Here is a 12,216-nt window from a genome sequence, read left to right as displayed (position 1 = left end):
AAGCGTGGCGCGACGATGCGTCTGCGGGACCGGCATGATCGATGCATCGCTGTTTCCGCGGCGCGCTTGCCGCGTGAGCGGGAGTTCGGTCGATGACGGCGGGGCGCGACTACGAGATTTTCGAGGCCGGCGACGTCGCGCTCCGGTCCGGGGCCGTCGTCCCTTCGCTCAAGCTCGCCTACAAGACCTACGGCACCCTCAGTCCGGACAAGGACAATGTGATTCTCTATCCGACCTCGTTCAGCGCGCAGCACACCGACACCGAGTGGCTGATCGGCCCCGACGGCGTGCTCGACCCCACGCGCTACTTCATCGTGATCCCGAATCTGTTCGGTAACGGGCTGTCGTCCTCGCCGTCGAATACCGCCGCGCCATTCCCGATCCTGACCTATCACGACGCCATCGCGGTCCAGCATCGGCTGCTTGCCGAGCGGTTCGGCATCTCGAAGCTTGCCCTGGTCTATGGCTGGTCGATGGGCGGCATGCAGGCCTATCACTGGGCGGCGCTGCATCCCGATATGGTCGAGCGGGCGGCCGTCGTCTGCGGCAGTGCCCGCTGCGCGCCCTATAATTATGTCTTCCTGGAAAGCGTGAAAGCCGCGCTGATCGCCGACCCCGCCTTCCGTGACGGCCGCTTCGTCGAGAAGCCGGTCGCGGGCTATCGCGCCATGGGGCGCGTCTACGCGGGTTGGGCGATGTCGCACGGTTTCTATCGCGACGAGATCTGGCGCGAAGCAGGCTTCACCTCGCTGGACGACTATCTCGTCCGCACCTGGGACGCGGCGTTTGCCCGGCGCGATGCCAACGATCTCCTGGCTCAGATCGGGATCTGGCAGAACGGCGATATCAGTTGCTGCGCCACATTCAACGGCGATTTCGATCGCGCGCTCGGTGCGATCACGGCCCACATGCTGCTGATGCCCGGTGCGACCGACCGCTATTTCGACGTCCGCGACAACGAGGGCGAACTCGGCCGGCTGGTCAACGCCCACTCTGCGGTGCTGCATCCGATCCCGTCGCTGCACGGCCATCGCGCCGGCAACCCCGTCAACAATCCGCGCGATCAGGCCTTCATCAAGGCTGAGATCGCGGAGCTTCTCGGCAAGTAGGACAGGCATCCGATCATGACTGACACAACCGTTTCAGACTCCGGCCATCGGCTGAAGCCGCTGGCACCGGCGATGCTGCGCGAATTGTCGGTGCGGTCGAACCTCAGAGGTGCCGCGCAAAGCCTCAGCCATTACGGCCTGGTCGTACTGGTCGGCGCGCTGATCTGGAGGGTCTCTTCCACCTGGGGTGTCCTTTGGACGTTGCCGCTGGTGGCGGTGCAGGGCTATCTCGTCGCCTTCCTGTTCATGGCCGTGCACGAGACCGCGCACAAGACTGCGTTCAAAAGCCGCGGCCTCAACCTCGTGGTCGGCTATCTCTCAGGCTTCATCATCGGATTGCCTTACGAATATTACTGCCTGTTCCACTGGGACCATCACCGCTATACCCAGGATCCGGACAAGGACCCCGAGCTGGTCGTCGGCGTCAAACCGAAATCCGACACGCAGCTCGCGCTCGCCTATAGCGGCGTGCTTCAGGTCGCCGGACGCCTGCGGCTGATGCTCGGCCATGCCGTCACCGGTAAGGTCGTCGTGCCCTGGATTCCCGAGAACAGGCGCGCCATCATCGTCACCGAGGCGCGCGCCTATGCCGCGCTCTATGCGTTGCTGCTCGGGCTGTCGCTATGGTTCTCGTCGGCGCTGCTGCTCTGGGTTTGGATCGTGCCGCTGATCATTGGGCAGTTCTTCCTGCGGCCCTATCTCTACGCCGAGCACACCGGCTGCGAGCGTACCCGCAGCGCATTCCAGAACACCCGCACGACTTATACCGGCGCAATCGTCAAATGGATCGCGTGGAACATGCCCTACCATGTCGAGCATCACGCCTATCCCTCGATCCCGTTCCACGCGCTGCCAAAGCTGAACGGAATCGTCGACGGCGAGATCGTCCATCGTGGCCGCGGCTACATCAGGACGACGCGCGAGACCTGGGCCTGGTTTCGGCGGCAGCGTCAGGGCGGCTAGTGGGAAAAATTTTGACATGCAAAGGCCCCGATCGCGGTGCCATCGGGGCTTTGCCGTGAATGCGAGATATCAGTAGATCCCGTACGCGCAGACGTTCACGACGCGGACGCGCAGGCCGTGGCGGGTCTGGACGACGCGCTCCTGATAGCAATTGTTGACGCCGCTGTTGACGTAGACCCCGCCAAAGCCCCAGCTCGGACCCCAGTGATGGTGGAAGCCGTGGGCCGACGCGGCGGTGGGGGCGAGAGCGGCAACGCCGAGCGAGCCGGCGGCGATCAGACCAAGTGCAAGCTTACGAAACATCTTCATTCTCCAGTGTGGCGCAAAGGGCCGTTGTTGTGTCCCTGCATCTCGGTCGAGCCGAAACGCGGATGCGTTCATGCAGGCAGGGGAGAATCGTGTTTCAGGAGTGTTTCGTCGGTCGCGACGCGTCGCGCCGCCGTCCTGTTTTCCGCGCCGCGCGATAGCGCACGGCCATCGCCTCTGTCAGCTCGGCCATCTTCTCGCGCAGATCGGCCGGCTCCAGTACTTCGGCCTCGGGCCCGAGCCGCAACAATTCGGCGGCGGCATGCCATGACGTCTTGCCGGTCGGCACTCTGGCAATGCGCCAGCCGTCCGCATCCGCGGTCTCTTCGAGCTGCGTACGCGCCCTGACGTAAGGCTGGCTCAGCGCGTCGAGCAGTTTCACGCCGAAGGGCGACAGCCGAACGATCGCGACATTGGGATGCATCTCGGCCTCGAGACGCAGCGTTGCGTCCCGCCAATAGGCGGCGAGATCGAAGCCGGCGGGCCGCTCACAGCGATCGTCGAGCGCCGTGCAGTCGAGCACGCGCGCGACGCGATAGGTCCGCACGCTGCCGTCGACCAGACCTGCGAGATACCAGCTGCCACCTTTCAGCACGAGACCGAGCGGCGCGACGCGGCGCTGCTTCTCGGCGCGCCAGCTCTGGTAGCGGATCTTGATCAGTGTCCCGCGCAGAGTCGCGGCGGCGATGGTGCGCAGATGCTTGGGTTCTTCGGCCTCGCCGAACCAGCCCGGCGCGTCGAGGTGAAAACGCTCCTGCATCCGTCCGGCGTCTTCGCGCAAATTTGCGGGCAGCGCGGCCATCAGCTTGTTCTGTGCGGCGATCATCGCCGCATCCAGCCCGAACGCCGCCGCCGGGCCCGGCAATCCCCCAAGAAACAGCGCTTCCGCCTCGCTTTGCGACAGACCGTTCAGCCGCACGCGATAACCGTCGAGCAGGCGATAGCCGCCCTCGGCGCCGCGGTCGGCATAGACAGGGACGCCGGACGCCGCGAGCGCGTCGATGTCGCGGTAGATCGTGCGCACCGAGACTTCGCAGGCTTCCGCGAGCTCGGGCGCGGCGACCTGCCCCTTGGCCTGGAGGGTGGTGAGGATCGACAGCATCCGGCTCGCGCGCATGATCCTTTAAACCATACCTGACACAAGATGTCAGGTATGGTTCGCTATAACGCCATCGCCAGCCGGCCAGATGGAGACCCGCCATGACCGATCCGAACCGCATCACGCTGTATTATTCGCCGCAAACCCGCGCCACCGGCACGCGTGTGCTGCTGGAGGAACTGGGCGCGCCCTATGATCTTCATGTCCTCAACATGAAGGCCGGCGAGCAGCGCCAGCCGGCCTACCTCGCCACCAATCCGCTCGGCAAGGTGCCGGCGATCCACCATCGCGGGCAGCTTGTGACCGAGCAGGTCGCGATCACCATCTACCTCGCCGACTTGTTTCCGCAGGCCGGGCTCACGCCCGCGCTGAACGATCCGCTGCGCGGCCCCTATCTGCGCTGGATCGCCTATTACGGCGCCTCGTTCGAGCCGGCTCTGATCGACAAGTTCATGCAGCGCGAGCCGGCACCGATCACGCAATCGCCCTATGCCGACTATGACACCATGCTCGGCGCGCTCGAGGCGCAGCTGTCGAAGGGACCGTATCTGCTCGGCGAGCGCATGACGGCCGCGGATGTGCTGTGGGGCGTCGCGTTCAGCTGGACCATGATGTTCGGCATTGTGCCGAAAAAGGACGTGTTCGTCCGCTATGCCGAACGCATGACCTCGCGGCCGGCGTTCCAGCGCATCAACGCGGCGGATGCTGAGATGGCGGCGCAGCATGCTGCGGCGCTTCAGGGCTGAGCGATCCAAGGTTGAAGATGGACGAAGCCGATGCACACGACCAACTGCTTCAACACCTTCATCCAGGTTGCTGAAGATTGTCCTGCGCGCACAGGCGAAGAGCCGCCGCTGCGCGCGGGAAAGCCGACGGTGGCGTGCCTGCAATACGAGATGATCGCGAAGGCGCCTTACAAATACACGTCCGACGACGTGATCTTCGCGACGTCTGCGCCAGGACGCGAACTCGCCGTGAAGGCGACGGAAACGGAGAAGCTGGCGGCCCGTGAAGCGTTCTTCTCCCGAGGGCAGGCGTGCATGAGGGCATCAAGCCTGGGCAAGCGCTTCGGCTGGGGCGTTCATGCCGATAGCAAGGGCCGGATCGCGATCTATCCCATCGAGAGCACACGCTACCAGGCGCTTGCCCGCGATCCCAAGCTTACGCAGGTGAGGGCGATGCGGTCGAAGCGGGCGTGATCAGAATTTTGGCGGCCGCTTCTCCGCGAACGCCTTGATGCCTTCCTTGATTTCGTCGCCGCGCATGCTGTCGCGGTGACGCTGGTCGGCGGCTTGCTGGTCGAGTTCGCCGCGGGCGAATTCGTTGATGGCGCGCTTCATGCCGCGCATCGCCTGCGGCGCGTTGCCGGCGAGGATGTTGGCGAGCCTATCGACCTCCTCGTCCAGAAACTCGACCGCCACCATATCGGTGAGATAGCCGATCCGCAGCATCTCCGGCGCGCTGATCTTTTGCGCGGTCAGGAACAGCTTCTTCGCATTGTCGACGCCGAGCCGCGTCACGTAACGCTTGATGCCGCTGCTGTAGTAATGCAGCCCGAGCCGTGCCGCGGGCATGAACATCTCCGCGGTATCGACGCCGATGCGGAAGTCGCAGGCGAGCGCGAGGTCGGTCGAGCCGCCATAGACGCCGCCGTTGAGCCGGCAGATCGTGGGGACGCCGAGATCCTCCAGCCGATTGACGACCACCTCGAAGGCGGAGCCCGCGCTCTGCTGCTCGCTCGCACTGACCGCGCGCTCGGCAACCGAGTTGAGGTCATAGCCCGCGGAGAAGGCGCGCCCCGTGCCGGTCAGCACCAGCACGCGGATAGCAGGATCGGCCTCGACCCGGTCGAACAGTTTGACCAGCTCGCCGAGATCCTCGGCCTGGAGCCGGTTGAGATGTTTGGGCCGGTTGAGGCGGATGGTGGCGCGCGCGCCAATCAGTTCGAGCACCGGGCCAGTGGCTGCGTCGGTGATGTCCGACATTCTTATCTCCATTTATTTGCTTGTCGCCATCTATTTGTTTTCGAGCGTGCGCCGCTTCGCCTCGGCATCGATGGTCTCGGCGAGATCGGGATGCCGTGCCATCAGCACGCGGAAGTCGACGAGGTCGAGCACAAGAAGCCGCGACACCTTGGTGGTCGAGACATTGGCGCCGCGCAAATTGTTGCCGAGCAAGGCCATCTCGCCGAAGAACGCGCCGTCGCCGAGCTGCACCTTCTTGCCGGGCAGGTCGACCTCGACCTCGCCGGCGGCGATGAAATACATGCAATCGCCCTGCGTACCCTTGCGGATGATCATGGTGCGCGCCGGCAGCTCCATGGTGCGCAGCATGTGGGTGACGTCGGCGATGGCGGCCGGTCCAAGCGCCGCGAAGAACGGCACCTTGCTGACGGATTCCCAGGTCTTGAGGAAATTGTCGCGCCGGGTCTCCGCGGCAAAGCCGGTCGCCAAAATACCCGTCCAGAGGCCGAACACGCCGAGGCCGGAGATCATCACCAGCGCGGCCACCATGCGGCCGAGCGGCGTCACCGGCACGACGTCGCCATAGCCCGTCGTCGTCAGGGTTGCGACGGCCCACCACAGCGCGGCCGGCACGCTGCCGAACGTCTGCGGCTGCACGTCCCGCTCCAGGAAATATTCGGCGACCGAGGCCAGGAAGACCACCATCAGGAAGATCACGAGCACGCTGAGCAGCGGCCCCGATTCGAGCACCAGCACGCGGCGGAGCTGCCGCAGGCCGGGAATGCCCGGTACCACCTTCAGAACCCAGAGCACGCTGAGCAGCCACGCCGTCCTGGGCTCGATCCCGAGAATCAGCGCGGCCGGCACGGCCAACGCACCGACCGCGTCGACCAGCCCGGCGGAGGAGGACATGTAGAGTGCGAGGCGCCCCTGTCGCGCCATATGGCGCAGCCGGACCACCCATTCGAAAACGAAGTAGACGAGGCAGGCCCAAAGCAGGGCATCGACCCAGCGATGCGCCGTCTCATAGGCCGGGTTGACCGTCAGCAGCACCATGGCGAGCACGCCGACGGCGACGGCCACATAGGCCGCCCTGGTCATGTTGCGGCCGGCCGTGGCGGCCGCGAACTGGGCCAGAGCGGAGATCAGCGGCTTGGACATGCGGGAAGGCGGCTCGGTTTTGTCTTTGCGGTCCCCGGCTGGAACCTCGGTGCCAAAGTGCCTGCCCGGGTCGAGGCCGTCAACGACGGGCGCGGCCGCGGGCCACGTGCCGTTACTTGAAATGCGGCGGTTCGTCGTAGCCGCGACGGCTGCTGAAGAATAGCAGCACCATCAAGCCGATGCCGACGAGAACGGAAAACCCGGCCCCCAGCGCCAGCGCCACATAGCCCTCCGTCGGGATCGGCTCGCCCTCGACCGCCATCGCGGAGTAAGCGAAATAGCCAACCGCGGCCAACATTCCCAGCAGGAAGATGATGAGGAGTGCACGCATGGCGCGGTCTCCGGTTGATCCGAGAACAAACGGTTGTAGACGGGGACGGTTCCCGCACTAGGGTCCCCGGTCGTTCGCGGACGTGCCGGCAAGGCGTCGTCGCAGATCCTCAAATCGATAGGTCAGGCACTCTGAGCTGTCTTCACCACCACGACATTGCTCTCGTCGTGGTGGGGAGGGGCAGCATCCTGAGCGGCCTTCTCGCCCTCGCCCGCATGGCGCTTGAGGTAGTCGCGGCGCATGCCGATCTCGTCGCGGACGAATTCGTAGCCGAGCTTGAAGGTGTCGAGCCCGTCGGTACTGATCGTGCCGTCTCGCAAGCCGATGACCGCGCCGCGCAAGATGCCTTCCAGCTCGTCCTGGAGACATTCGAGCTGGTCGAGCGAATGCGCGTGTTCGATCCGCTCGCCGATGTCGAGGATGGCGGTGGAAAGCTCGCTGGCCTTCTCCGGCGCGATCCGGGTGATCTTGGCGTAGATCGCGGCGAAGATCGAGCCGATGACGCTGAGCGCGGCAGCGCCCAGATACATCAGGTCGCTGTACTTATCCATGAACGACTTGGTGTCGTCGTTGATGTAGTCGGCCGCCCCTTGATGCGCGATCACGAAGGCGTCCTTCTCGACGGAGGCGGGCTCTATTCTGCTGGCAAAGCCGCCGTCGAGCCCGAGCGCGGACTTGTTCTCGTAGACGGTGCGCGCGAGCTCCCCGGCCGCCGACGGCGACATCCTGGATTGGGCGACCAGCAACCATTCGAGCCCGATCGTGTCGAGATCGTCGTCGGGAATTTCCGGCGATGCAGACAGCGTGCCCGCCGTCAGCGTCTCGCTGGAAATGCCGGGGATCCTGCGCGCCAGCGCTTTCGCCTCGTCGATCGCGTTCAGCGTGAAGCCGCCGCGCCTGGCGACCTGCTCATACGCCTTGTCCCGCACCGCCCTCGAGGCGTGGACGATGGCGACGACCGCGCCAAAGCCGCTTGCCGGCGCGAACAGCTTGTCGAGCGTTGCGCCCGGCGGCGCCATCTGGATCTTCGCCGCGTCCGCGCCGTCGGGAATGTCGAGGATGCCGCGGACGAAGGCGAGCGATGAGTCGTTGTCGGCGAGGACGGCGACCTTCTTCTTCTTCAGCTCGGCGAGCGACTTGATCTTCTTGTTTCCCGGCCCGAGCAGCAGCACGAGATCGTGCTCGAGGATCGCGAGCGTGCGCGCCCGCAGCGGCACCTTGGCGTCGGTGCGCAGCACCGCGAGGTCGGCCTGCTTGCGATCGAACTGGGCGATCGCCTTGACGTTGTCGGCGTTGTTGACGATCTTGATCCGGAAGCGCGAGGCGTTGTTCTTCAGGACGCTAGCGAGCTTGGCTGCGAACAGCGCCTCGTCGCTGTTGGCGGCACCGACCGCAAAGGTCAGCGTCTCCGAATTGTGCACAAGCATGCGGCCGCCCCAGACAGTGGCAAGCGACAACAGCAGGGTCAGCACGACGTAGAGGAAGACCTGCTGCTGATTGGTCTTGATCACCTTGGGTCGCCGGGGTGGTGGCTCGATCGGCGATGAGGTCGGGCCCTCAGTACTCATGGCAGCACTCTGGCCTTATGCTTCCGGTGGCGGGCGGCTCGCGGATGCGATCGCTGCGGTCGCCCTGTAATTCGTAAACGTCTGAAAAAAGAACGATATTCTCTGCCGGCAATGATAGCGCGCAGGCCGCGGAAAGCAAATTCCGAGCCGAAGGTAACCTTACTCAACCCGGCCGCGGCGATTGGTCATCCTATCACCAGTTAGCCACAGTTGGCGATTTTCCGGTTCCCCCCGGCTGCATTCCGCCGCGGGAGGTGTCATAAATCGCAAGTCCCGGCGATTTGACCGGTCCAGGAAGAGATTGCGCTGAACGCTCCAATTCTTCTTGTCACGTCAACGAGGGCGCCTTGTCGTTTCCACCCCTGTCATCGGCGGTTCCGGTCGAAGCCCTCATTGGTTGGATGTTGCTGCTGACGTTCAAGCACGTCATCGCCGATTTCGTCCTCCAGACCGCCTGGATGGCGCATGGCAAGGACCAGAAGCACGGCTGGGCCCTGCCGCTCCTGGTGCACTGCCTGGTTCACCTTGCGGTTGCGCTGCCGCTGATCCTGATCGTGGCGCCGAAATTCTGGTTTGTAGCGCTGATCGACTTCGTGATCCACATCACGATCGACCGCGCCAAGGGCCTCGTCTCGGCCAATTTCGGTGTCGATCTTGCGCATCCCTGGTTCTGGACCCTGATCGGTGTCGACCAGGCCCTGCACCATGTGACCGGCTTCGGCCTCTCCATCTTCATGGCGGCGAACTGAGGGCTGGCGGCCGTCTGGAGTGGCTGTCGGGCCTGCATGGTTCGAGACGGCGCTTCGCGCCTCCTCACCACGAGGGCTGAGAATCTTTCAGCAGAAGCAGACCTCATCCTGAGGGCCCGCAAGGCGGGCGTCTCGAAGGATGGCCACAGAGAAAACCCTTTCCAGCCCATTGATTCGCGGCGAGGGCGCAAGGACCCCGGGTGACTACCGGGCAGCGTGGTTAACCTTTTATTAGAGAATTGCACTGCATCTTCCCAGACGAGGGAGAACTGCAATGTTTTCAAGCCGCGATACCTTTGAAGGCGATTCGTGCCCGGTCCGCGACGAACTCCTTGGCGAGATGTACCGCGCCAGCGAGAGTGGCCTGCCGAGGCTGGTTGAAAGTGTTTCCCCTGACGCGCGCGCCAGGCTGGCGCTGTTCTGCTATCGCCGCAGCCATCTGCATTCGCTGGCGGTCGCGATCGCCGGCAGCTGCAACGAGCGCGACCTGATCGAGAACGGCGGCCGTGTCGGTTCGACGCTCTACGCGCTTGCGCGCGAAGGCGCGGCGAAATCCTCGCCGTCGCTGTCCGGTGGGCGCAAACCGATCACGCTGTCGACCAAGCCACTCTCGGTGCTCGCGCCGCTGGACGACGAGATCGACGACGAGATTAGCGAAGCCGTCCCGGCCTAAACGCTCGCGATAATTGGCAGCCCGAATTTCCGTCGCGCCATCGCGCATTCGGCATCGCCCGGCATGCATGTGCGGCACACCTCCGGTCGCACTGCGTAGATGCCGCACGCGGTCGCTTGTCCGATCTCTCCCTGCAACGCCGAACAGCGATCGCCTTCGCAGCGCATGCCGCATTGACGGTCGTTGACGAGCGCTTCGGGAATCGCGGCGAGCTCCTCGTCGCTCTCGATCGAGAAGCGCGGCCAGTTCGCCGAATAGCCGCAGCAGGCGCCGCAACTCTGGCAGCAGCTCGACAGGTCGATGGGGGCGTTCTCGTCCATCGTCACGTATCCTTCACGTATCCTTGGGCGGGCCCCAGACCAGGCTCTGCCGCCATTTCGCGCGCAGCACGTCGCGCCTTTCCGGATATCTCTCGTCGGGATAGCTCGCATCCACCACGCGGTCGGTGCGGAAGCTGCGGAAGTCGCCGCGCAGCTCGCACCAGGCTGCGAGCAGGCGCACGGCTTCGAGATAGCCGATCGAAATCGGCCAGATCATGCGCTCGCTGGCGCGGCCCTGCTCGTCGCGATAGCGCAGCATGATCTTCTTGCCTTCGTGGATCTGGGTGCGCGTGCGTGCCATGTCCAGGCGGTCCGGCTCCCTGTTCCAGCTCGGCCGGGCCCGGCTTGCCGGCTCCAGCACGAAGGGACGCAGGCGCTCGGGGACGGTGTCGGCGATCTTGGCCATCAGATCTTCAGCCGCGCGCGCCAGCGCGGGATCGGCATGGCCGGCGACCCATTGCGCGCCCAGCACCGCCGCCTCGATCTCGTCGGGTGTCAGCATCAAAGGCGGCAGGTCAAAACCCTTTTCCAGGATGTAGCCCATGCCGGCTTCACCGCGGATCGGCACGCGCTGGCCGATCAGCGTGGCGATGTCGCGATAGATCGTGCGCTTCGAGGTCTCGAGCTCGGCCGCGATCGCGTCCGCCGTCAACGGCTTACGCGTGCGCCTCAGCACCTGGATGATTTGAAACAGCCGGTCGGCGCGTCTCATGACGGGTCTCTTGTCGGTGGTTTTTCAGATGGTGGCGCGCGGCTGCTGACAGGATGTTGGCAGCAGGGGAGTTCTATACCGGGACAACACGTCGACTGAAGAGGATTTGTCCATGATCATCCCAACTCATTTTGGCCCGGCCGCTGCGCTGTGGCGGACCCAGCCTCTAAAGGTCCAGTCTTTGCGACTCCCGCCATTGCAGGTCCGAGCTTGGTACGCATGGGTGTTCGGCCGCCTCGTATCCCTTGATCTCATGGTCGTCGACCTCCGCCTTGCGCTCGCGACAATGGTGGCTCGCTTCCTGGTCCAGGCCGCGGACGCGCTGGTCCGTCATGTCATGGCCCGCGCCTGGCGAGGGGCCCGTTTCGCAGAAGATATCACTGCTGCTGCCACCATGGTGGCAGCAGCCCGCGGTTAAGTTCCCTCAACTCTTTCGGTGGTTTCAGGAGAGCCTTCATGATCACGCTTTACGGCTTTGGCACCGGCTTCGGCCTGCCGGAGATCAGCCCCTTCGTCACCAAGACGGAGGTGCAGCTCAAGATGGCGGGATTGCCCTACCGGAAGGAGCGGGCGATGCCACCCGCCTCTCCCAAGGGGCAGCTGCCTTTCATCGACGATGGCGGCGAGGCGGTGGCCGATTCCACCTTCATCCGCGCCCATATCGAGCGCCGCTACGGCTTCGATTTCGACGCCGGGCTGTCGCTTGCCGAGCGCGCACAGGCTTGGGCATTCGAGCGCATGATCGAGCATCACGTTTATTTTGCGCTGGTCGGGGCGCGCTGGGTCGATCCGGTCAACTTCGCCAAGGGGCCTGCGCATTTCTTCGACGGCGCGCCGGAGCACAATCGCGAGAAGTTGCGCGAGGACGCGCAATTCCGTGTCGCCGAGAACTATTTGCTTTCCGGGCTCGGACGGCACGCGCCCGATGACGACGTCGATCTCGCCGTGCGCTCGCTGTTTGCGCTCTCGGTGCAGCTCGGCGACAAGTCCTATCTGATGGGCAACAAGCCCTGCGGCGTCGATGCCACCGCCTTCGGTGCACTCGCCGGGATCCTGACGCCATTCTTCGAATCCGCCCTGCGCCGTCGCGCCGAAGGATTTCCGAACCTCACCGCTTATGTCGACCGGATGATGGACATTTACTATCCGGAGTTCGCCTGGACCCCGCTGCGGCAGGCAGCGTAGTGCTCATCAAGCCGTCTTGAAGCGAAAACAAAAGAGCCGGCCCATCGGGCCGGCTCTCGTCGTCTCAATCCTGCCG

The 12,216-nt window shown here is 64.6% G+C and carries 16 protein-coding genes; 8 read left to right on the top strand and 8 right to left on the bottom strand.

The features are described from left to right. The first annotated feature begins 92 nt into the window (after positions 1–92). Both AC0L3U_RS30110 and AC0L3U_RS30105 read left to right on the top strand, forming a co-directional pair. Positions 93–1,109, top strand: a complete 1,017-nt coding sequence (locus AC0L3U_RS30110) for an alpha/beta fold hydrolase (RefSeq protein WP_473364239.1) — start codon at positions 93–95, stop codon at positions 1,107–1,109. 15 nt (positions 1,110–1,124) lie between these two features. Further along, a complete protein-coding gene (locus AC0L3U_RS30105) occupies positions 1,125–2,072 on the top strand; it encodes a fatty acid desaturase (RefSeq protein WP_473364238.1) in 948 nt (315 codons plus the stop codon). A gap of 69 nt (positions 2,073–2,141) precedes the next feature. On the opposite strand, the gene AC0L3U_RS30100 is transcribed toward AC0L3U_RS30105, so the two are convergent. Further along, positions 2,142–2,375: a hypothetical protein gene (locus tag AC0L3U_RS30100; RefSeq protein WP_007599629.1), complete on the bottom strand. Its 234-nt coding sequence runs from the start codon at positions 2,373–2,375 to the stop codon at positions 2,142–2,144. Positions 2,376–2,475: 100 nt separating this feature from the next. After that, a complete protein-coding gene (locus AC0L3U_RS30095; RefSeq protein ID WP_473364237.1) occupies positions 2,476–3,495 on the bottom strand; it encodes a helix-turn-helix transcriptional regulator in 1,020 nt (339 codons plus the stop codon). 83 nt (positions 3,496–3,578) lie between these two features. Between AC0L3U_RS30095 and AC0L3U_RS30090 the strand changes: the two genes are divergently transcribed. After that, entirely contained in the window at positions 3,579–4,223 is a 645-nt protein-coding gene (locus AC0L3U_RS30090) for a glutathione S-transferase family protein (RefSeq protein WP_473364236.1), read from the top strand. Between the two features lie 30 nt (positions 4,224–4,253). Beyond that, the gene (locus AC0L3U_RS30085) at positions 4,254–4,676 is read left to right on the top strand and encodes a DUF6157 family protein (protein WP_473364235.1); all 423 of its coding nucleotides are present in this window, start codon (positions 4,254–4,256) and stop codon (positions 4,674–4,676) included. On the opposite strand, the gene AC0L3U_RS30080 is transcribed toward AC0L3U_RS30085, so the two are convergent. The 4 genes from AC0L3U_RS30080 to AC0L3U_RS30065 form a co-directional block, all read right to left on the bottom strand. Further along, a complete protein-coding gene (locus AC0L3U_RS30080) occupies positions 4,677–5,462 on the bottom strand; it encodes an enoyl-CoA hydratase/isomerase family protein (RefSeq protein WP_473364234.1) in 786 nt (261 codons plus the stop codon). It lies immediately after the preceding gene. A gap of 30 nt (positions 5,463–5,492) precedes the next feature. Then, the gene (locus tag AC0L3U_RS30075) at positions 5,493–6,602 is read right to left on the bottom strand and encodes a cyclic nucleotide-gated ion channel (protein WP_473279429.1); all 1,110 of its coding nucleotides are present in this window, start codon (positions 6,600–6,602) and stop codon (positions 5,493–5,495) included. A 112-nt stretch (positions 6,603–6,714) separates the two neighbouring features. Further along, positions 6,715–6,933 (bottom strand): hypothetical protein, encoded by a 219-nt coding sequence (locus AC0L3U_RS30070; RefSeq protein ID WP_007605264.1) that lies wholly within the window; start codon positions 6,931–6,933, stop codon positions 6,715–6,717. 122 nt (positions 6,934–7,055) lie between these two features. Further along, positions 7,056–8,501, bottom strand: coding sequence for a TAXI family TRAP transporter solute-binding subunit (locus AC0L3U_RS30065; protein WP_473364233.1), 1,446 nt, complete (start codon positions 8,499–8,501; stop codon positions 7,056–7,058). Between the two features lie 401 nt (positions 8,502–8,902). Between AC0L3U_RS30065 and AC0L3U_RS30060 the strand changes: the two genes are divergently transcribed. Beyond that, on the top strand, positions 8,903–9,250 hold the full coding sequence (locus tag AC0L3U_RS30060) for a DUF3307 domain-containing protein (protein ID WP_473364279.1): 348 nt from the start codon (positions 8,903–8,905) through the stop codon (positions 9,248–9,250). A gap of 274 nt (positions 9,251–9,524) precedes the next feature. After that, on the top strand, positions 9,525–9,923 hold the full coding sequence (locus AC0L3U_RS30055) for a hypothetical protein (protein ID WP_007599645.1): 399 nt from the start codon (positions 9,525–9,527) through the stop codon (positions 9,921–9,923). Here the strand turns inward: AC0L3U_RS30055 and AC0L3U_RS30050 are convergent. Further along, positions 9,920–10,243, bottom strand: a complete 324-nt coding sequence (locus AC0L3U_RS30050) for a YkgJ family cysteine cluster protein (RefSeq protein ID WP_473364232.1) — start codon at positions 10,241–10,243, stop codon at positions 9,920–9,922. The two genes, AC0L3U_RS30055 and AC0L3U_RS30050, sit on opposite strands and share 4 nt — an antisense overlap. A 13-nt stretch (positions 10,244–10,256) precedes the next feature. Continuing rightward, the gene (locus tag AC0L3U_RS30045; RefSeq protein WP_007599649.1) at positions 10,257–10,955 is read right to left on the bottom strand and encodes a helix-turn-helix transcriptional regulator; all 699 of its coding nucleotides are present in this window, start codon (positions 10,953–10,955) and stop codon (positions 10,257–10,259) included. 112 nt (positions 10,956–11,067) lie between these two features. Between AC0L3U_RS30045 and AC0L3U_RS30040 the strand changes: the two genes are divergently transcribed. Further along, positions 11,068–11,373 (top strand): hypothetical protein, encoded by a 306-nt coding sequence (locus tag AC0L3U_RS30040; protein ID WP_473364231.1) that lies wholly within the window; start codon positions 11,068–11,070, stop codon positions 11,371–11,373. A 38-nt stretch (positions 11,374–11,411) separates the two neighbouring features. Continuing rightward, positions 11,412–12,140, top strand: a complete 729-nt coding sequence (locus AC0L3U_RS30035; RefSeq protein WP_473364230.1) for a glutathione S-transferase family protein — start codon at positions 11,412–11,414, stop codon at positions 12,138–12,140. Positions 12,141–12,216: the final 76 nt, after the last annotated feature.

The sequence above is a fragment of the Bradyrhizobium sp. Kon69 genome (assembly GCF_055807515.1).
The sequence above is the reverse complement of the archived record's forward strand: the minus strand, read 5'-3'. Positions and strand labels throughout refer to the sequence as shown.

Coding starts and splice junctions, on each gene's coding strand:
- AC0L3U_RS30110 (WP_473364239.1), top strand. CDS start 93: ATGACGGCGGGGCGCGACTACGAGATTTTCGAGGCCGGCGACGTCGCG.
- AC0L3U_RS30105 (WP_473364238.1), top strand. CDS start 1,125: ATGACTGACACAACCGTTTCAGACTCCGGCCATCGGCTGAAGCCGCTG.
- AC0L3U_RS30100 (WP_007599629.1), bottom strand. CDS start 2,375: ATGTTTCGTAAGCTTGCACTTGGTCTGATCGCCGCCGGCTCGCTCGGC.
- AC0L3U_RS30095 (WP_473364237.1), bottom strand. CDS start 3,495: ATGCGCGCGAGCCGGATGCTGTCGATCCTCACCACCCTCCAGGCCAAG.
- AC0L3U_RS30090 (WP_473364236.1), top strand. CDS start 3,579: ATGACCGATCCGAACCGCATCACGCTGTATTATTCGCCGCAAACCCGC.
- AC0L3U_RS30085 (WP_473364235.1), top strand. CDS start 4,254: ATGCACACGACCAACTGCTTCAACACCTTCATCCAGGTTGCTGAAGAT.
- AC0L3U_RS30080 (WP_473364234.1), bottom strand. CDS start 5,462: ATGTCGGACATCACCGACGCAGCCACTGGCCCGGTGCTCGAACTGATT.
- AC0L3U_RS30075 (WP_473279429.1), bottom strand. CDS start 6,602: ATGTCCAAGCCGCTGATCTCCGCTCTGGCCCAGTTCGCGGCCGCCACG.
- AC0L3U_RS30070 (WP_007605264.1), bottom strand. CDS start 6,933: ATGCGTGCACTCCTCATCATCTTCCTGCTGGGAATGTTGGCCGCGGTT.
- AC0L3U_RS30065 (WP_473364233.1), bottom strand. CDS start 8,501: ATGAGTACTGAGGGCCCGACCTCATCGCCGATCGAGCCACCACCCCGG.
- AC0L3U_RS30060 (WP_473364279.1), top strand. CDS start 8,903: ATGTTGCTGCTGACGTTCAAGCACGTCATCGCCGATTTCGTCCTCCAG.
- AC0L3U_RS30055 (WP_007599645.1), top strand. CDS start 9,525: ATGTTTTCAAGCCGCGATACCTTTGAAGGCGATTCGTGCCCGGTCCGC.
- AC0L3U_RS30050 (WP_473364232.1), bottom strand. CDS start 10,243: ATGGACGAGAACGCCCCCATCGACCTGTCGAGCTGCTGCCAGAGTTGC.
- AC0L3U_RS30045 (WP_007599649.1), bottom strand. CDS start 10,955: ATGAGACGCGCCGACCGGCTGTTTCAAATCATCCAGGTGCTGAGGCGC.
- AC0L3U_RS30040 (WP_473364231.1), top strand. CDS start 11,068: ATGATCATCCCAACTCATTTTGGCCCGGCCGCTGCGCTGTGGCGGACC.
- AC0L3U_RS30035 (WP_473364230.1), top strand. CDS start 11,412: ATGATCACGCTTTACGGCTTTGGCACCGGCTTCGGCCTGCCGGAGATC.